This is a genomic window from Rhizobium tropici CIAT 899, assembly GCF_000330885.1.
GTDB lineage: Bacteria > Pseudomonadota > Alphaproteobacteria > Rhizobiales > Rhizobiaceae > Rhizobium > Rhizobium tropici.
Window position 1 is genome coordinate 3,678,611 of record NC_020059.1, and the last position, 20,970, is coordinate 3,699,580.

8 protein-coding genes are annotated in these 20,970 nt (G+C 60.8%); 3 read left to right on the plus strand and 5 right to left on the minus strand.

Annotated elements, in window-relative coordinates:
- Positions 1-268 precede the first annotated feature (268 nt).
- A complete protein-coding gene (locus RTCIAT899_RS17965; RefSeq protein WP_015341659.1) occupies positions 269-1,525 on the plus strand; it encodes a multidrug effflux MFS transporter in 1,257 nt (418 codons plus the stop codon).
- Between the two features lie 100 nt (positions 1,526-1,625).
- Here RTCIAT899_RS17965 and pyc read toward each other — a convergent pair whose 3' ends face one another.
- Entirely contained in the window at positions 1,626-5,087 is a 3,462-nt protein-coding gene (gene pyc, locus RTCIAT899_RS17970; protein ID WP_015341660.1) for a pyruvate carboxylase, read from the minus strand.
- A 115-nt stretch (positions 5,088-5,202) separates the two neighbouring features.
- Positions 5,203-5,943 carry a helix-turn-helix transcriptional regulator gene (locus RTCIAT899_RS17975; protein ID WP_015341661.1) on the minus strand — a complete coding sequence of 247 codons (741 nt, stop codon included), beginning with the start codon at positions 5,941-5,943 and terminating at the stop codon, positions 5,203-5,205.
- Between the two features lie 380 nt (positions 5,944-6,323).
- Here RTCIAT899_RS17975 and RTCIAT899_RS17980 point away from each other — a divergent pair, with 380 nt between their 5' ends.
- Both RTCIAT899_RS17980 and RTCIAT899_RS17985 read left to right on the plus strand, forming a co-directional pair.
- Positions 6,324-8,093 (plus strand): glucan ABC transporter ATP-binding protein/ permease, encoded by a 1,770-nt coding sequence (locus tag RTCIAT899_RS17980; protein ID WP_041677725.1) that lies wholly within the window; start codon positions 6,324-6,326, stop codon positions 8,091-8,093.
- Between the two features lie 578 nt (positions 8,094-8,671).
- On the plus strand, positions 8,672-9,742 hold the full coding sequence (locus tag RTCIAT899_RS17985) for an ISAs1 family transposase (RefSeq protein WP_015341663.1): 1,071 nt from the start codon (positions 8,672-8,674) through the stop codon (positions 9,740-9,742).
- Between the two features lie 65 nt (positions 9,743-9,807).
- Here the strand turns inward: RTCIAT899_RS17985 and RTCIAT899_RS17990 are convergent, their stop codons facing one another.
- The 3 genes from RTCIAT899_RS17990 to RTCIAT899_RS18000 form a co-directional block, all read right to left on the minus strand.
- Positions 9,808-11,022 (minus strand): OpgC family protein, encoded by a 1,215-nt coding sequence (locus RTCIAT899_RS17990; RefSeq protein WP_051043241.1) that lies wholly within the window; start codon positions 11,020-11,022, stop codon positions 9,808-9,810.
- A 90-nt stretch (positions 11,023-11,112) separates the two neighbouring features.
- A complete protein-coding gene (locus RTCIAT899_RS17995) occupies positions 11,113-19,623 on the minus strand; it encodes a glycoside hydrolase family 94 protein (protein ID WP_015341665.1) in 8,511 nt (2,836 codons plus the stop codon).
- Positions 19,624-20,739: 1,116 nt separating this feature from the next.
- A complete protein-coding gene (locus tag RTCIAT899_RS18000) occupies positions 20,740-20,928 on the minus strand; it encodes a hypothetical protein (protein WP_015341667.1) in 189 nt (62 codons plus the stop codon).
- Between the last annotated feature and the right edge of the window lie 42 nt (positions 20,929-20,970).

Consider the following 20,970-nt stretch of genomic DNA (forward strand, 5'->3'; position numbering starts at 1 on the left):
AAAACTGAACGGCTCTAGGTCGAAAGCTCCGATGTTGGGGGCAAGCCGCGCATTGACGCTGCGGAGCTTTGCCGCTAGCTCTAATGTCATGAACGCGGCACTCGTTATCGTAGTGGTAGGAAGGCGCATGGGCAGGATGGCGTAGCCATCCGGCGAAAGCACCCATGCGCGGTAAGCAGGCTCCTGACGGGGCCTTTTTTATTGCCCGGATTCTGGGCGGCGCCTCGTCAAATCCCCTCGACTTCCCATCCACACGACGGACAAGGCCATGACACGCACCGAAAGCCGCATCGACCATTCAGCCAGGCAAGCAACCGAAGACCCGACCCTCGCATCAGCCGCCGCACAACCGCGGCTGATAACCCTCATCCTGCTCTCGGCGCTTGCCGTGCTGCCCGTAAATATGATCCTGCCGTCTCTGCCGAAGATGTCGGCGGCATTCCATGCCGATTTCGCTCTCGTAAACCTTTCCGTCGCCGGCTTTTCCATCGTGACTGCGTTCCTGGAAGCGATTGGGGGAGCGATATCGGACCGGTTCGGACGCCGGCCGGTTGTCCTGACGGCGCTCGCGATCTTCGTCATCGCCTCGATTGGCTGTGTTCTCGCTCCGACTATCGGCATATTCCTGCTGTGCCGCATGATGCAGGCGTGCATCGGCCCCTGCTATTCCGTCGCCCTCGTCATCATCAAGGAAACAGCCGACGAGCGCCAGGCGGCCAGCAAGTTCGGCTATCTCGCCATGGGATGGGCGTTGGCGCCGATGGTCGGACCGCTGTTCGGCGGCTCGCTGGACGAGATTTTCGGTTGGCAGGCAAGCTTCATCGTCCTTGCGCTCCTTGGCATCGCCGCCTTCCTCCTGTCCCTGCGCGAGCTGAAAGGATCGAAAGCACCCGCCTCAGCTGCCCGCGGAAACTATCTTGCCTCCTATGCCCTGCTTTTGCGTTCGGCGCGTTTCTGGGCCCATACGCTCTGCATGGCCTGCTCGATGGGCGTGCTCTATATCTTCCTCGGCGGAGCACCGCTCACGATAGGCGATGCGCTCGGCGGCTCGAGCGCCAGGCTCGGCTTCTACATGGGCATGGTTCCCGCCGGCTTCATTCTGGGCAGCTATCTCGCCGGCCGCTATGGCGCAAAAATCCCCATCGGCACAATCCTCGTCATCGCGCGGCTGCTGACCTGCATCGGCCTGGCTGTTGGCCTCGCCTTGTCGCTGTCGGGCACGACGGAGGTTCTGGCGCTCTTCGGCCCCTGCATCTTCATCGGCATCGGCAATGGCCTCACCATGCCGGCCGCCAACAGCGGCGCGATGTCCGTTCGCTCCGATATGATCGGGACGGCTGCAGGGCTTGCCGCCGCCATGCGGATATCGGGCGGCGCGCTGATCGGCTCGATCGGCGGGCTGTTCATTGCGCGATCGCCAACGATCCATACGCTCTTCGCCCTGATGCTGGCATCGGCGGTGCTCGCGCTGCTGGCAGCAATCTGGGCAGCCATCGTCGAGCGGCATACCCGCAAGCCGCGCTAAAGGCACTGCTGCCGCAAAACCGACTGCAACAGTCAGGCTTTGCGGCAGAATATAGTCAGCATCTCAGTCGACGGACGGCTTCATAAGCCCAACTTGCCGCTCAGGCGCCATAGACGACAAGCAGATCCTTGGCGTCGATCTGGTCGCCGGCGCGCACCAGCACCTCGGAGATCGTACCATCCTTTTCCGCGTGCAGCGCGGTCTCCATCTTCATGGCCTCGATGGAAACAAGCACGTCGCCGGCCTTGATCGCCTGGCCGGGCGAAACGAAGACGGTGGAGATGACGCCCGGCATCGGCGCGCCGACATGGGCGGCATTACCGGTCTCGGCCTTGCGGCGGATAGCGGCGCCCGAGGCACCATGGGCGCGATCCGGTACTTTGATACGGCGCGGCTGGCCGTTGAGCTCGAAAAAGACAGTCACCATGCCCTTCTCGTCTGTCGCCGTCATCGCCTGGTTGACGATGACCAGCGTCTTGCCCTTCTCGATCTCGGCAAAGAGCTCATCGCCTTCCTTGAGACCGTAGAAATAGGCAGGCGTCGGCAATACCGAGACAGGACCATAGGTGTCGGCGGCCAATGCGTAGTCGGTGAAGACCTTCGGATACATCAGATAGGAGGCGAATTCGAAATCGTCGACCTTGCGCTCGAGCTTCGTCTCGATGACCTTGCGCTCCGCATCGAGATCGGCTTCGGCAAGCAGCGAACCGGGACGGACTGTATAGGGCGTATCGCCCTTCAGCGCCTTTTTCTGCAGCGCTTGCGGCCATCCGGACGGCGGCTGGCCGAGATCGCCCTTGAGCATCGAGACGACCGAATCCGGGAAGGCGATATCCTTCGCCGGGTTCTCGACATCGGCGACCGTCAGGTCCTGGCTGACCATCATCAGCGCCATGTCGCCGACGACCTTGGAGGACGGCGTCACCTTGACGATATCGCCGAACATCTGGTTGGCATCGGCATAGGCCTGCGCCACCTTGTGCCAGCGGGTCTCGAGACCGAGCGAGCGGGCTTGTTCCTTGAGGTTGGTGAACTGACCCCCTGGCATTTCGTGCAGATAGACTTCCGAAGCCGGTCCCTTGAGATCGCTTTCGAAAGCGGCGTACTGGTGGCGCACGGCTTCCCAGTAGAAGGAGATGCGGCGGATCCATTCGGGATCGAGGCCGGGATCACGCTCGGAGCCCTTGAGTGCTTCGACGATCGAACCAAGGCAGGGCTGCGAGGTATTGCCGGACAGCGCATCCATCGCCGCATCGACAGCATCGACGCCGGCATCGACCGCAGCGAGCACCGTCGCAGCCGCAATACCCGACGTATCATGCGTGTGGAAGTGGATCGGCAGCCCTGTGGCTTCGCGCAGCGCCTTGAACAGCACCTTGGCGGCAGCCGGCTTCAACAGACCCGCCATGTCCTTCAGCGCGATGATATGGGCGCCGGCCTTTTCCAGCTCGACGGCGAGGTCAGTATAGTATTTCAGATCGTATTTCGGGCGGGCGGAGTTGAGGATATCGCCCGTATAGCAGATCGCCGCCTCGCAGAGCTTGTTCTCCTCGGCCACGGCATCCATCGACACGCGCATGTTCTCGACCCAGTTCAGGCAGTCGAAGACGCGGAAGAGATCGACGCCGCCCTTGGCCGCCTGGCGGACGAAGTATTTCACGACATTGTCGGGATAGTTGGTGTAGCCGACGCCGTTGGCGCCGCGCAAAAGCATCTGCAGAAGCAGGTTCGGCGCACCTTCACGGATCAGCGCCAGGCGCTCCCACGGGTCTTCCGTGAGAAAGCGCATGGAAACGTCGAAGGTGGCGCCGCCCCAGCATTCGAGCGACAGGAGCTGCGGCAAAGCGCGCGCATAGGTGCCGGCGACGCTGGCGATGTCATAGGTGCGCATGCGGGTCGCAAGCAGCGACTGGTGGCCGTCGCGCATCGTCGTGTCGGTCATCAACACACGCTTTTCATTGCGCATCCATTCGGCGAATTTCTGCGGACCGAGCTTGTCCAGCAACTGCTTGGTGCCCTCGGGGATATTGCCGTCGATATAGGGCAGCACAGGCTGCGCCACCTTGGGCGAAGGTACCGGACGACCGCGCGTTTCCGGATGGCCGTTGACAGTGACGTCAGCGAGATAGGTCAGAAGCTTGGTGGCGCGATCCTGACGCTTGACCTGCTGGAACAGTTCCGGCGTTGTGTCGATGAAGCGCGTCGTATAGCTGTTGTCGCGGAATTTCTCGTGCGTGATGATCGCTTCGAGGAAGGTGAGGTTCGTCGCCACACCGCGGATGCGGAATTCTCGCAGCGCGCGATACATACGGGCGATCGCCTCCTGCGGGTTCGGAGCCCAGGCGGTCACCTTTACCAGCAACGGGTCGTAATAACGGGTGATGATCGCACCGGTATAGGAGGTGCCGCCATCGAGACGGATACCGAAGCCGGATGCCGAGCGATAGGCAGTGATGCGGCCGTAATCCGGAATGAAGTTATGCTCCGGATCTTCCGTCGTCACGCGGCACTGCAGCGCATGGCCGTTAAGGCGGATGTCTTCCTGCTTCGGAACGCCCGATTCCGGCGTGCCGATGGCGAAACCGTCGAGAATATGGATCTGCGCCTTGACGATATCGATGCCGGTGACGACTTCGGTGACGGTGTGCTCGACCTGGATGCGCGGATTGACTTCGATGAAGTAGAATTTGCCCGTGTCGGCATCCATCAGATATTCGACGGTGCCGGCACCGACATAATTCGTCGCGTTGGCGATCTTCAGCGAATAGGCGGCCAGTTCCTGGCGCTGCGCTTCCGTGAGATAGGGGGCTGGCGCGCGCTCGACGACCTTCTGGTTGCGGCGCTGGACTGAACAGTCGCGCTCGAACAGGTGTACGACATTGCCGTGCGTGTCGCCGAGGATCTGGCTTTCGACATGGCGCGCGCGCTCGACGAGCTTTTCGAGATAGACCTCGTCCTTGCCGAAGGCGGCCTTCGCCTCGCGCTTGGCTTCCGTCACTTCCTTGGCGAGGTCCGCTTCGGAGCGGATGACGCGCATGCCGCGGCCGCCGCCGCCCCAGGAAGCCTTGAGCATCACCGGATAGCCGATCTCGGCCGCCATCTTGGCGACTTCGGCCATGTCGTCAGGCAAGGGATCGGTGGCCGGCACCACCGGCACGCCGACCGAGATTGCCAGATTGCGCGCCGCAACCTTGTTGCCGAGCTGGCGCATCGTATCGGCGCGCGGGCCGATGAAAATGATGCCGGCGGCATCGCAAGCATCGACGAATTCGGGGCTTTCCGACAGCAGGCCATAGCCGGGATGGATGGCATCGGCGCCAGAGAGCTTGGCGACGCGGATGACTTCCTCGATCGACAGATAGCTCTCGATCGGCCCGAGATCACGGGCAAGATGTGGGCCGCGGCCCACCTGATAGCTCTCGTCCGCCTTGAAGCGATGCAGCGCGAGTTTGTCTTCCTCGGCCCAGATGGCCACCGTTTTTATGCCAAGTTCGTTGGCGGCGCGGAATACGCGGATGGCGATTTCGGAACGGTTGGCAACCAGGATCTTGGAAATGGGCAATGCTGTCTCCTCACGGCATCGAAACGGGCAATGCTGCACCCGCGAAGAGAATTCTTAACTTCTTGTCACAGGAAGTTCAATTTCTCCTGCGACATCCGGCATAAAATTGTTGCCCTTACGGAATAAGTCCGTTTCGGAAAGCGATTGCAACGATGTGCTGCCGATTTCTGGCCTTCAGTTTGTCCTGGATGCTGTTCATGTACCAGTCGACGGTATGATTGGAAATCTTCAGCAGCCGGCTGATCTCGATCGAGGTCATGCCGTCGGCCAGATGGCTGAGCACTTCCATCTCACGCTTGGTCAGCTTCAGCTCGGCCGGTCCCGCTCTCTCAAGGTATTGGGCCTCGTCTCGAAACTCCAGAAGTCGCCAGAAGACCTTTTTGGCGACGGCATCGAAAACGGAAATCTCGGTTGGAGAGAGATCGACCGCTTCGCCGCCGATCGTCATGCTTCCCAGCAGGCCGTTGCGACCATGGATCGGGAAGAGATAGCCGTCGGCAAGCCCGTTGGCGCGGGCATCCGCCATCATCTGCTCCATGCGCCGCCGCAGCGGGTCCTTCTTCAGCGCCGCTACGGCATCGCTCCAGCGGAAAGGGCGTTGCGCCTGGGCCGCATAGCGCGCGACCGGATCGACGAGCATGTACCTCTTGCGGACATAAGTCAGCGGCCACTGATCGGGCCAGCGTCCCGCCAGCATGAAATGCGCAACATCGACATTCGGCCGCGCCCGCTTCAAGACGCCATAGAAATCGAACTTATAGGCGCGAAGCGCGAGCTCGAGCTCGGCCACGACGTCCTCCGCGAGCTTGCATTCCTCGATCACGACAAGCAATTGTATTAGCGAATGGATATTCACAGTTACCCCTTGGCCTCGCAGCCTGAATGATCGCCGGACGAGCTTTGCCATCCTGCTCGCCCGGTCCCATAGCCGAGCTTAATCGGCGGCAACATACTCAGGCCGACGCAAAATTGAACGCCTTTGGCGATTTTTTTGCCGCTCAACCCAGAATAGCCGTCCTTTGCGTGACTTAAAGGTAACGGTTAACGCGGCGGTGGATTCATTCCCAAACTGTCATATTTCTGCGGCGAACGATAGCACCACTTTCCGCGGCAACGCGTCTGACGGGAGAAATTCCCCTTAAAAAACAGCTTCAGATTCCGTTAATCGCCGGTTCAGGTACCGATCTGTAGTGTCGCAGCATTCCGAGTTTTGCTGATGCACAGAGGGTGCCTGACGTGTCACTGTTCAAAGTCTATGCAAGAGCCCTGAAGTATCTTGGCGCGTATCGATACCGCGTATGGATGGTCGTGATCGCAAACATCGCGCTTGCGATGACCACCATCTACGAACCGGTTCTGTTCGGCCGCATCTTCGACGCCATTGCCAAGAAGGAAGCCGTCACGCCGACCATGATGCTGTGGGCGGGCTTCGCGGTCTTCAGTGCTGTCGCCTTCATCGTGGTGTCCCGTGAGGCCGATCGCCTTGCCCATGGCCGCCGCGCCTCCCTGCTCACCGAAGCATTCGGCCGCATCATCTCGATGCCGCTCTCCTGGCACAGCCAGCGCGGCACGGCGAGCGCGCTGAACACGCTGCTGCGCGCCTGCGAAGCGCTGTTCGGCCTGTGGCTCGAATTCATGCGCAACCACCTCACGACCGCCGTCGCGCTCGTCATCATGATCCCGACGGCCATGGCCATGGACCTGCGCCTGTCCGCAGTCCTTGTCCTGCTCGGCGTCTTCTACTGGATCATCGGTCGTGTGGTCATGAGCCGCACGAAGGATGGCCAGACTTCGGTCGAAAGCCACTACAACACTGTCTTCTCGCATGTGAGCGACTCGATCAGCAACGTGTCGGTGCTGCACAGCTACAACCGCATCGAAGCTGAAACCAAGGCGCTGAAGTCCTTCACCGAACGCCTGTTGGAGGCCCAGTATCCGGTGCTCGACTGGTGGGCGCTTGCCGGCGCATTGAACCGCACGGCTTCGACCGTCGCCATGATGGCGATCCTGATGATCGGCACCGTTCTCGTCCAGGATGGCAGCCTGAGCCTCGGCGCGCTCATTACCTTCATCGCCTTCGCCAACGTGCTGATCGGCCGCCTGGAGCAGCTGCGCAACTTCGCCAACCAGATTTTCGAGGCCCGCGCCAAGCTCGAAGACTTCTACACGCTGGAAGATTCGGTTCGCGACCGCGAAGAGCCGGCCGGCCTTGCCGAAATCAAGGACGTCAAGGGCGAAGTGGAATTCCGCGATGTCTCCTTCGGCTTCGCCAATTCGTCGCAGGGCCTGCACGACATCTCCTTCAAGGTGAAGGCTGGCCAGACAGTCGCCATCGTCGGTCCGACCGGCGCCGGTAAGACGACGCTCGTCAACCTGCTGCAGCGTGTCTTCGATCCGCAGAGCGGCCAGATCCTGGTCGACGGTCACGACATCACCAAGGTGACCCGCAAGTCGCTGCGCCGCTTCATCGCCACCGTCTTCCAGGATGCCGGCCTGCTGAACCGTTCGATCAGCGACAACATCCGCCTCGGCCGCGAAGGCGCGACGCAGGAGGAAATGATCCGTGCCGCCCAGGCCGCCGCCGCCAACGACTTCATCGAAACCCGCGAAAGCGGCTACGATACCCGCGTCGGCGAGCGTGGCAACAAGCTCTCGGGTGGTGAACGCCAGCGTATCGCCATCGCCCGCGCCATCCTCAAGGATGCGCCGATCCTCGTGCTTGATGAAGCGACAAGTGCGCTCGACGTTGAAACCGAAAATCGGGTCAAGACGGCGATCGACAACCTGCGCCAGAACCGCACGACCTTCATCATTGCGCACCGTCTATCGACGGTCCGCGAGGCCGACATGGTCCTCTTCCTGGACAACGGCCGTATCATCGAGAACGGCAGCTTCAACGAGCTCAGTCAGAGCAACGGCCGCTTCGCCGCCCTCCTGCGCGCCAGCGGCATTCTGACGGACGAGGAAGTCCGCAAGGCACACACAACGGAAACCGAAGCCGCCTGATCTTCGCAAGGGGCCCAAGATCAAAGCCGGGAGAGCGATGCTCTTCCGGCTTTTTGCTGTCGAGGTGTGAGCGTGGTAACGATTGTCGCTCAGGCGCGATGGCATGTTCAATGTATGCCCCTCACCCCCGCCCTCTCCCCCGCAAGCGGGGCGAGGAAGTTTACCGCACAAGATCAGCACCTTTATCCGCACGTGCCACAAACACGGAACAGGTCCCTCTCCCTGTTTCAACGGGGAGAGGGCTAGGGTGAGGGGCTTTGCGTGTAAGAAACCCAACTCCGGAAAACATAGCCCATCAAATACGAAGAAAGACCCGGCGGGAAAACCAGGCCGCGCCGTTTTCTGATCGGAGGTCAATACGGACGAATGCCGACTGGAGTTAGGTCGACACCCGCCCGGTATCGGATCAGAACTTGCACTCGAAGCTTAAGCGGGCCCGTCCAGTTGTCAGTGCCAATCTCGAGAGCTGGGCCGCAGCCCCCTCGGCAACGCAGGGGAATCGCATATGGCGATTTTTGAGTTGCGAAGTGTGGTGAAAGGGATTCTTTGAGGTGGCAGTTTTTCGGAAGGAAACTGCCATGTCGTGCCTTGAAGGATATTTCGGTGCGGTGCCAGATCCCCGTGCGGCCAATGCCTGCCATCGGCTCGGCGATCTGATCGTGATGATGATCGCCGCGAGCCTGTGTGGTGCCAATTCGGCAACCGAGTTCGCGCTTTTCGCGCAGGAGCGCAGGCAGGTGCTGTCCCGGCTGATCGACTACGATGTGGCACCCAGCCACGATACCTTCTCGCGGCTGTTGCGGCTCCTCGATCCCGACGCCTTCGGGCGCGCCTTTGCCGCCTTTGCCGCAGGCTTCTCGCAAGCCCGCCAGGGCGTCCAGGAGGTGGTGGCGCTTGACGGCAAAGCTTTGCGGCGCGCCTATGAGACCGGGCTTGCCAATGCTCCGCCGCTGACGGTGTCGGCGTTTGCCTCCGGCACTCGGCTCTGTCTGGCCGCCGCCACACCCAAGGCCGATGACAACGAGATCACGACCGCTCTCAAAGTGATCGAACTGATTGATCTGACTGATAGATTGATCACAGCCGATGCACTTCACTGCCACACCCGCATGGCAACAGCAATTACCAGTCGGGGCGGCAACTATCTTCTTGCCCTCAAGGGAAATCGCCATGCCTGGCATCGGCGCGCCAAGCAATTGTTGGCCGCCACGGCACCTGTCAGCGCCGAATGCAAAGAGACCAGCCATGGCCGCCATGAATGGCGCCAGGCCGAAGTTATGGCCGCGGACGAAGCCCTGATGGATGGCCACAAAGCCTTCATCCGTATCACCAGCAAGCGCGATGACGCCAAGCCCAAAACACGCCTGTTCATGGCCTCCACAATGCTGTCGCCTCATCAGGCCCTCGAGCTCACCAGGGCTCACTGGCAGATCGAAAATGGCCTGCATTGGATGCTCGACGTACATTTGGGCGAGGATCAGAACCGAGCCCGAAAAGACAACGCTCCCGCCAACATCGCGCTGGTCAATCGCATCGCCAGGAACATCCTCCAACACGCGGATAACGACAAAGTTCCCATCAGCCACCGCATCCGCAAATGTGCATGGAATGACGACTACCTCATCGCCGCCATCGCCCATATGCGATAGCCCTGCTCGGCAACGGGGGAAGATCGACAGGCCCAACCGCGCAGGTACGCAGCGCGGCTGAGCCCTCAGTGACGCTTTCCGAAATGAGCAGGCATGGCGATCGGCCTCGCAGGCGTCTTCGCCGTGCGCTGGCCAGTAAGCTGAAGCCTCTTATGCTCAAGATGATAGGCATAGAGGAATTGTGCGGTAATGCCGAAGACGACATAGATGGCACCGACGACGGGGCTCTTGTTGGTCACGTAGAGAAGGACCTGGCCGGCCATGGCGAGGATGGTGCCGGCAACGAAGATGTTCAGCGAATGCCGCCCGAGGATCGTCAATGGGTGGCTTGCCGAGCGGCGCAGGAACGCCGAAATGGCGGGGATGCTGACGATCAGATAGGCGAGCGCCAGAACATGCAGCAGCCGCGGCAACGACAGGAAGGTCTTGTCGAAGCCGGTGACGACGGTCGGGAGGCCGAGCATGGCGAGGTAGTCGCCGAGTATCCATAGCTTGTCGGTCACCCAGATGAAGGACACGAGCACATAGGCGCTAGCCAGCGCGATCAGAACCGGATGAGCGGGGATTTGCCCGCCGCGCTTGACATGCATGCTGGCAACGAAGCCGATGACGAAAAGCAACTGCCAGGATAGCGGATTGAGGAACCAGAAACCATCAAGCAGCGTCGTGTGCGGCGCGATGTAATAGATGCCGGATACCAGCCAGACGCCGACCGAAATTGCGAGCAGAAGCAGGGGGCTCCTCGCCTCCAGCAGCATGATCAGCGGCAGCATGAGGAACAGGGCGCCGTACATCGGCAGAATATTGTTGTAGCCGATCTGATGTCCGAGCGTCAGTAGCGCGGGAATGCCGCGCGCCGGATCCATCAGCAGAGCCAGGATATTCACTTCGCAAAGCAGGCCCTTCTGGTGGAAAATCCATGCGCCGGAGATGAAGAGTACCAGGGTCACGAAGGTCGTGATCATATGCGCCGTATAGAGGGTGAAGGCGCGCTTGATCGCCTTCCATGCCATCTTCAGCCGACTGCCCGGAAGAAATCTCGTTCCATAGGCAAGGCCGACCGACATGCCGGAAATCAGCACAAAGGCTTCGGCGCCATCGGAGAAGCCGAAATTCTTCGAAGTGAAATCCTCGAAAATCTGCCCCGGCACATGGTTTATGAAGATCATGATCAGAGCTAAAGCTCTGAGAACATCCAGTCGGGTGTCCCTCTGGGAGGCCGGCTTCGGCAAACTCACTCGTTGTGCCGCGACCGGGCTCATATCCGCCCTCGAATTCATAAAACTCTCCTGTTCCGACACTCAAATGCAATCGGGGCCAAAGAGTTCCCCTTTTGGCCCCGATCGTCGAAGCGAAACAGTGCAGAAACGCTACTGTCCGATCGGATAGCCCTCTTCGGGATGGACGATCGCCCTGTCATTGATGGTGACCGAGTATCCCGCCGCATCGGGCGCTTTTGAGACGGAAATACGGTAATTTCCGCTCGGCAGCTCGATGTCCGCCGCAAAGCCATCCCAGTTCGAAGGCAATGCCGGCTTGACGAAAAGTCGTCCGTTTTTCACCCGGATGCCGAGAATGCCTTCGACAGCGACGCGATAGAGCCAGCCGGCAGAGCCTGTGTACCAGGTCCAGCCGCCACGGCCGGTCAGCTGTCCTTCGCCGTAGATATCAGCAGCGACCACATAGGGCTCTACACGATAGGTATCGGCCTGATCACGATCGCGTGCATGATTGATCGGGTTCAGCATGTCGAAGCAATGCCAGGCATCGTCGCCACGATCCATCTCCGCCAGCGCCATCACGACCCAGGTGGCCGCGTGAGTGTACTGGCCGCCATTTTCGCGCACGCCCGGCGGATAGGACTTGATGTAGCCCGGATCGCGCGCCGACTTGGCAAAGGGCGGCGTGAACAGCCGGATGATGCGGTTTTCGTCATCCACCAGCTTGTCGAGAACGGCATTCATCGCCTTCTCGCCGCGCGCCCTGTCGCCTTCGCCGGAGAGAATATTCCAGGACTGCGCGATCGAATCGATCTGGCACTCGAAATTCTCGCTGGAGCCGAGCGGGCTGCCATCGTCGAAATAGCCGCGGCGATAATGGCCGCCATCCCAACCGGCAGATTCCAGCGCCTTGCGCAGTTCCGGCAGGTGATCGGACCAGCGCTTGACGCGCTCCTTGTCGCCGCGTGCTTCGGCATAAGGCAGGAAGGCGGTGAGCATGCCGGCCAGGAACCAGCCGAGCCAGACGCTCTCACCGCGGCCCTGGATGCCGACGCGGTTCATGCCGTCGTTCCAGTCGCCGCCGAGGATCAGCGGCAGGCCATTGCCGCCCTTGCGCTTGATCGCGAGATCGAGAGCCAGAGCCGCATGCTCGTAGACGCTGACTTTGTCCTGCGACACGGTCGGCTGGTAGAAGGCGTCATGCGTGCCGGGCATCAGCGCCGCACCTTCGACGAACGCAAGTTCCTCATCGAGGAGCGACTTGTCGCCCGTCACCGTGCAGTACTGGTCGATGGCATAGGCAAGCCAGACGACGTCGTCCGAGATATGCGTACGCACGCCGGCGCCGCTGCCCGGCAGCCACCAATGCTGCACGTCGCCTTCGCGGAACTGACGCTGGGCCGCATTGAGGATCTGGTTGCGGGCAAGCTCCGGCTTGTGCACCAGGAATGCCAACGTATCCTGCAGCTGGTCGCGGAAGCCGAAGGCGCCCGACGACTGGTAGAAGGCGGTACGCGACATGATACGGCAGCCGAGGCTCTGATAGGGCAGCCAGGCGTTGATCATGTTGTTCATCGCCTTGTCCGGCGTCGAGATCTTCACATGGCCGGTGAAGCCGTCCCAGAACTCCCGCCCTGCCGAAAGCACGGCCTCGAAATCGGCCTTGCGGATTTCCGACACCAACGCGCGGGCCTCTTCGGCGGTCGCCGTATCGCCCATATAGAAGCAGATTTCCTTCTGCTCGCCGGCGGCAATCGTCACGTCGAAGGCCAGAGCGCCGCAGGGATCGCCGTCGAGATCGGTCGAGTTCGAGAGTGCGGCAGCCGTAACGACGGCTTCCGGCATCTGGATCGTGCCATGGCGGCCGATGAACTCGCGGCGGCTTGCCGAGAAGCTCGAATGCGTCTCGCTCGCCGCCATGAAGGCGGTCCGCTTGAAGTAGTCGATGCTGTAGGGGTTGTTGGCAAACAGCGCACCCGTCTCCTCATCCAGCGTCGACAGGATGAAGGGCCTGGTCTTGTTCTGATTGGTGCCAAGCACCCATTCGGCGTAGTTGTAAATTCGGAGGCGCCGGCTGCCGGCACCCTTGTTGCTGAGCCGGAGGCGGTAGAGCTTGACCGGACGATCGCGATCGACGGTCTGCGTCAGCTCCAGCGCAACACCATCGTCTTCGCTCGAGAAGATCGAGTAGCCGAGACCGTGACGGGCCTCGAAACGGACCTTCGCATTGCGCGACAGGCCGGCATAGGGCGTCATGACCTTGCTGCTGTCGAGGTCGGCGACATAGAGCGCCTCGCCCGGACGGTTGATGACCATGTCGTTGGTCCAGGGGGTCAGCTGATAGTCGCGCGAATTGTGGCTCCAGGTGAAGCCGCCGCCTTCGGCGGGAACGTGGAAGCCGAAGCGCTCGTTCGAGATGACGTTGACCCACGGATGCGGCGTCGACTGCCCGCCCGGCAAACGCACGACATATTCGCGGCCGTCCTTGGAGAAGCCGCCGTAACCGTTCCAGAAATCGAGATCGTCCTGCGCCTCGATGGGCTCGGCCGCAAAAACGGAATCTTGCAGCGTGACCGGCACGGAAAGGCGATTGACCGGCGTCGTTTCATCGGACTGCGTCGAGGCAAAAAGCGTCGCCGCGCGCGCGATCTGATCGACGAGCTTGCCGTTGCGGGCATGGAAGATCACCCGCGATGCGGCAAGGATCTCCTGGTAGGTCTCGTTTTCGATCTGGTCCTTGCGCACCGAGAAGATGTTCTGCCTGAGACCGTCGCCCTGGTTGTGACGCACATGCTCGACGAGCTTGTCCAGCTCGCGCTGCATGTCCTGGGCCTGCTCGACGGCGCGTTCGTTGACGATCACCAGATCGGCGCTGATGCCGCGCGACCGCAGATATTCCGCCGCCATCAGCGCTTCCCGGGCGATTTCGAGGTCGATATCGTCGTTGATGCGCAGGGTGAAGATCGGGAAATCGCCCGAGATCGTCACCGGCCAGAGCGCGGACTGCGAATGCAGGCCGGCCTGCACGGTGGCGCCGTCGGCGCGCAGGTGCATATCCGGGTAGACCAGATAGCGCGCGAGCTTCTGGAAGGCGGCCGCCTGCTGCGAGGTAACGCCGACATGGCGCATCTGCATCTGCGTACGTGTCCACGCCTGCGTGAGCTCGATGCCGAAGGTGTCGGGATTGCGGTAGCGCTCGACGGCCTTGTCGATTTCCTCGCGGTTCGGCGCGGCAATGGTCCAGAAGATGACACTGACCTTCTTGCCGGCGGGAACGCGCACGACGCGACGCAGCGACAGGCAGGCATCCATGGTGAAGCCGTCCGTGCCGGAGAGCGTCGCACCCGGATCGAAGGCTGCAGCTTCCGCAAGCGTGCGGCCGCGGCCGAGGAACTTGCGGCGGTCGGTTTCGAATTCGGTCGGACGTTCCGATCCGGCATTGTCGACGACCAGATGGGCGACCGACATGTCCGGCTCGTTATAGTCGCGCTTGTTGCGCTCGGCACGGATCACGTCACCGCTGTTGCCGATCTCTGTGCGCACGAACATGCGCGTGAAGACCGGGTGACCGGAATCGACGTCGTCACTCGCCAGCGCCGGCTCGAGATAGGAGGTCACTTCGATGAAGCGGTCCTCCGCACCCATGTTGAGCAGCGTCACACGGCGGCCTTCCGCATCGTGCTCGGTGGCGACGATGCACTCCACATCACTGGTGAGATCGCCGACGGTCTTGCTGTACTCGACCTTTTCATCGCTGAAGGCGACCTTGGCCTTTTCCCCTTCGATGCTACGCGGTTCCGCGGTCGCCGACCACCATTGGCCGGAAGCGGTATCGCGCAGGAAGATGAAGGTGCCCCAGCGGTCCTCCGTCGGGTCGGCGCGCCAGCGCGAGACCGTCAGGCCGTTCCAGCGCGAGTAGCCGGCACCGGTTGCGGTCAGCATGACCGAATAATGGCCGTTTGAAAGGAAGGCGAGCTCGCGATCCTGCGTGGCCGGATCGGCGATCTTGCGGATTTCCGGACGCAGCATGTCTTCCTGGATATTCGCCGGCTGGTCGCTCTCGTGCTTGGCGGCCATGACCGGAATATCGCGCGGCGCCTTTTCCTGCAGCAGCAGTTCGGCCGCTTCGATCACCGGATCGGCATGGAATAGTTCGCGCAGGCGGCCGTTGAAGGCGACGTTGGCGATCGCGGCGATCGACATGCCGTGATGGTGCGCATAGTAGTTGTAGACCACCGCGCACTTCTTGCCTTCGGGAACGCGGGTCGGCGTGAAATCGACGGCATCGTGGAAGCCGTAGATGCCGAGAGCGCCGACCTTGCGCAGTTTCTGCAGATTTTCCAGCGCCGCAGCCGGACGATACTGACTGGCGAGGATCGAGGCATAAGGCGCGATGACGGCGTTCTGGCCGAGGCCGCGCTTCAGACCAAGCGATGGTACGCCGAAATTGGTGTACTGGTAGTGCATGTAATGGTCGCGGGCGTTGAAGGCCGCTTCCGAAATGCCCCAGGGGATATCGGAGCCAAGGCGCTTGGCGTAGTTCATCTGTTCCTGCACGACCAGATTGTTCGTCTGGTTGAGGATACCGCCCTGGCGCTCCTGCATGACGAGCGGCGGCATCAGATATTCGAACATCGAGCCGGACCAGGAGACCAGCGCACCGCGCGAACCCACGGGCACGACCTGGCGGCCGAGGCGATACCAATGCTCCGTCGGCAGATCGCCCTTGGCGATGGCGAAAAGGCTGGTGAGGCGTGCTTCGGAGGCCAGAAGGTCGTAGCAGGCGGCATCGAGCTCATTGGTTTCGACGCGGAAGCCGATGGAAAGCAGGCGCCGCTCCGGACGATAGAGGAAGGCGTATTCCATGCCGAAGGCGAGTTCGCGCATCTGATCGCGCAATTTCGCCAGGCGCTGGCGCAGCGAATCCACATTGGCGAGATCGAAGATGCTGTCGGCGATATGGCCTTCACAAACCTTCACCAGCGATTGCGACCAGGTGAGCACCTCGCCGCTCTGCGTCGACTTCACCTCATGGTCGAGGTTTGCCGCCAGCTTCTGAATGTCCTGCGCCAGAACCGACAGGTTGATGACGCGGATCGAGGCGAATTCGTGCTCGCGCTTGACGGCAGCAAGCGCGTTCTGGAAGCCGACGATGCGCTCTTCCAGGCGGCGGCGCAGGGGGCGAACCGTCTTGCGGTCATCCGGAAGCTCGGCAAGGGTTTCGGCGAGAATACCGGCGACATCGCCGATACCATCGAGATTGCCCTGCATATGCGCTGATGGTGCTTCCGCCCAGATGCGGCAAGCGGACGAGACAGCGATCAGATGGCCGGCGAAATTGCCGCTATCGACAGCCGAGATGTAGCGTGCGCCCATCGGCTTCAGCGTATCGGTGTGATACCAGTTGCACAGGTGCCCGCGGAACTTTTCGAGCTTTGCCACGGTCGCCATGGTCTTTTCCATGCGATCGATGGTTTCCTCGAAGGAGGTCCAGCCGAAATGGCGCGCCGAGATGACCGACAGCAGGTAGACACCGATATTGGTCGGCGACGTGCGTGATGCCACGACCGCATTCGGGGTCTGCTGCACGTTGTCGGGCGGCAGATGGTTCTGCTGTTCGACGACGAAGGTTTCGAAATAACGCCAAGTGCGCCGCGCGATCTTGCGCAGTTCGAACGAAACGCTTTCCGGCACTTCCAGCCGGTCTTCAGTCTCGGCCGACTGGCTGACATACCAGGCGATCGCCGGCGACAGGACCCAAAGCAGCGCAAAGGGAATGCCGACGAAGAAGGCGTTGTCGCCGGAGAGGGACGCGAAGGCAAGAGCAAGCAGCGCAAGCACTGGCGCATGCCACATGACGCGGTAATGGCCGAGAATGGTCGTTTGCGCGGCAGCCTGGGCGCTGGCGGCGGTCCGCCATTGCAGCATCAGCTTGCGGCTGACGAAGGCCCGGTAGAGCGAACGGCCGATGGCATCGGCCATGACGCAGGCGGCGTCGGCGATGAAGACGATGCGCAGCGCGACCTGGGCATTGGCGGCACGGATATCCGACCAGACCGTGTAGAGATGCGCGCGCGCTACGATATCGCTGCTGCGCGGAATGATGCCGTTGATAAGCGACAGCGTCGGCGCGACGAACAGGCAGAAGATCAGCAGGATCTGCCAGATGAGCGCCGCCAGCGGTTCCATGAAATACCAGCCGAGCACGGAGGCGAAGAACCAGGCGATCGGCGTCAGCGAGCGACGCAGATTGTCCATCATCTTCCAGCGGCCGAGGCCGGTGACGCCGCGCTTGGGGTTGAAGAGATAGGGAAGCAGCTGCCAGTCGCCACGCGCCCAGCGATGCTGGCGCGAGACTTCCACTTCGTAGCGGATCGGGAAGTCTTCGACCAGTTCGCAGTCGGTGACGAGGGCGCAGCGCGCCATCGAGCCTTCGAGCAGATCGTGGCTGAGAACAGCGTTTTCGTCGATCTTGCCCTTCAGCGACGCTTCGAAGGCATCGACATGATAGAGGCCCTTGCCGGTGAAGGTGCCTTCTTCGACCAGATCCTGATAGACGTCGGAAACGGCGAAGACGTAAGGGTCGAGGCCGCGGTTGACCGAGAAGACGCGCTGGAACACCGACGCATCCTTGCCCGTGGTCAAGGACGGGGTGACGCGCGGCTGCAGCACGCCGTAGCCGCGCACGACGCGCTTGCTCTCGGGATCGAAAACCGGACGATTGATCGGGTGATGCAGCTTGCCGACGAGCTTCGTCACGGTATCGCGCACCAGACGCGTATCGGAATCGAGCGTCATGACATACTGCACGTCCTTCGGCACGATATTGGCGCCGGGCAGGAAGGTGGTGTCGCGGTCGCCGCGCAGCAGCATGTTCAGCTCGTGCAGCTTGCCGCGCTTGCGCTCCCAGCCCATCCACGCACCTTCGGACGGATTATAGAGACGGCGGCGATGCAGCAGGTAGAAGCGCTGGATGCCATCTTCATCGTAGCGGGCAGCCAGATTGGCCACTTCGCGGCGGGCATAATCGAGGATTTCCAGATCGCGCTCGCTCTCTTCCTCCTGGCTGTCGGGCCAGTCGCTGAGCAGCGCGTAATAGATCTCGCCGCCCGGATTGGCGAGGTAGTGGACTTCGAGATTGCGCACGAGTTCGTCGACGCTGTCGCGGTTGCCGATCAGCGTGGGCACGACGACCAGCGTGCGGGCTTCTTCCGGAATGCCTTCCTTGAATTCGTAACCGACCAGACGCGCCGGCGTCAGATACATGGTGACGAAGAAATTGAAGAGGCCGGTGGCGCCTTCCGATGCCGGCAGCGAGAACATCAGGAGCAAGAGGATGGTCTCGGCCCAGCTCATGCCGGAATGCAGCATGAAATAGCCGACAATACCGAGCGCCACGACGGTCAGGAACAACACCGGGGCTGCAATCGACAGCCAGTTGAGCTTACGCCATTGACGCACGAAGCTCACCGAAAGGGGCGCACGGTAGCCGATTGCCTTTTCCAGCTTCTGGGTCTGCTGACCCATAATGAAATCGCCGATATTCGGCTCACGCGCCTGCCCTTCGCCCGATGCCTTGGCGGCTTCGGTCATCGCCATGGCGACCTGAGCGATTTCCATTTCGGTCTTGTCGGAACGACGGGCTAGCTTTTCGATACGGCGGCGGTAGCTGTTGCGCGAGCCCGGATCGAGCTTAGCGTAGTCGGTCTCGTCCCAGAGCAGCTTGTCGACGGCGCTGACCTCTTCGACCCAGACGGACCAATCGGTGTCATCGATGAGACGCAGGCTCTTGATGATGTTGCCCATCGTCACGTTGCCGGATGACAGGCGATTGTGCTCGGCCATCATGACGCTTTCGGCATCGGTGCCGGCCTCGGCAAGCCGCTTCTCAAGCCAGGTGACGGCGAGACCCGACGTATGCGAGCCGTCCCGCAGACGGTAGAGGAACTGCGTGGCGAAGGTATTGTCCGAGGTCAAGGGCTCGAGCGTCTTCAGGAATTCTTCGACCTTGGCGTCGTCGTTCAGACGGATCAGCTCATCGACGGCGGCATTCGCCTTCTTGCGGGTGATGCGGCTCTGCTCGACACGGCTCGAAATGCGGCGCAGGTTTTCGACCAGGATATACCGCACCAGCGAGGGAACGGCCCAAAGCTCGCCGATCTTCAGCATCTCCACCGACTGGAAACCTTCGACGAGCGCCAGCAGCCCCTGATTGGATACGGTGCTATGCGTGTGGGCGACGTAGAGCCAGGCAAGCGCCATGGTGCGCGGCATGACCATGCCGTCGATGGTCAGCGTCTGCAGCTGGTCATAAAACTTCTTCGGAAAATCGCGGCGGACTTCCTGAATGGCTTCTTCGATGATGTAGTGGTTGTCGAGCAGCCATTCGGCGGCCGGCGTGATTGATTCCCCCGCATCGACATCGGCATTGGCCGAGCGATAGACGCGCAGGATCTCTTTCTCGTTTTCCTTGTGCCGGGCGAAGAAATCGAAGGGCGCAAAGCCTGGCAGCTTTGTTTTCGCGCCGTTACGGGCGAAGGCCGCGCCGCATTCCTTTATCTGCTCATTGGAGAAATAAGTGGCGCGGATCGCATCATTATGATCGATCTGCTTGGCTTCAGAATCGCGCGGCGTAACGGTGGAGAGATTTTGAGATGTCATGGATTCGGGTTCTGGGTCCAAACAGAGTGAGTGGCATTGTCGCCTTTATCGTTTTTGCCCTGCCCGACGCAAGAATTCACGCATTTGGACCCTTTTGCTTCGCTTCCCGGCGGGCGAAGGGGGTGAATTCGAAGTGACGGCTTAGAACAAACATACATAGGCGAAGATTTTCACGGGGCGGTTTTCAAGGATTACGGCGACTATTCGCCATCATTCCCAAAAGGGTGCCCGTGAACTGGATACGCGGCCAGATGGTTCCGGCAGCGATCCGCAGAGGTCAACGACAATCGATCAAGTTCATGAGGCATTCTCCCTGGGCTGATTCATCCCGTTTCGGAAATTCAGCATGGTTCGGCATATTGAATCCTCCATATCCCGCAGAAGATGAACTTAAACTGAACCCCATAAAAAGATTCGCAAATTCCTGTCGGAGCGCGTCGCTTTCCGAAGCTGCGCAGAACTGAGCGGCATACCTGCCTGTGAATGGCAACCCCGCAGGGCCAAGACACATCCTCCCTGTCATGCCATCGCAGCGATTCGCCTTCGCTCCGGAAAGAGAGGCAATAGGCAATAGCATGGCGTCTCGCCGAGCCGCCGAATGGCAACGCGCCAACGGCTTACACGAGCGTATTTTGGGGGAAGTTTACTGTTTTCACACGGCACATTCTATCGGCCGGGCAAATTTCTTTGCGCAGCAAAATAATACCAGGAAAACGAAGCGGAATTTACCGGGGGCCGCCGGGGAAGTCGGCCAAACAAGCGGCAGTATTCCCTGCCGCTTCCAAAGGCATCACCTTAAACGACGATGCCGCAAACAATGGCCGCAACAAAGAGGAATGCAGCCGAAAACAGGACGACGTGAACCGCCGTTTGAATCTTTTGCCGCGTATTCGCAGCCCGCTTGGAACCATCGAACTGATTCACATGCGTATTCGAAATACCCAAATTCGCCATGTGTCGCCTCCGTTCGTTTCTTATATGTCTCTCAGGTCAAGCCCGCGACGGATATTCATACATTTCCTATCAATTAGGTAGAGATGAATTTCCGTCCAGAACACGAGCCGAGAAAAATTAAACCATTTGAAGTCGAGGACCCGAAAGATCGGCAACGCCTAATCAGCAAAGAATGCGGCGGGCCCAAATCAAGCTGCGCTCAATAGCGCTCGTATCGACCGTCTGCTCTTCGGCAGATCCGGCTTGGCGGCGGCTGTTTTCGTCAGAAAGGGTAGCGGACCGTGCACCTTCCCGTTTCGCCGGAACCGGCGGATGAAGATAGCCCATGGTCATGCCACCCATGAAAAACATGCCTGCCTCCACTTAACGTCTGACCCGTCATCGGGATCACGA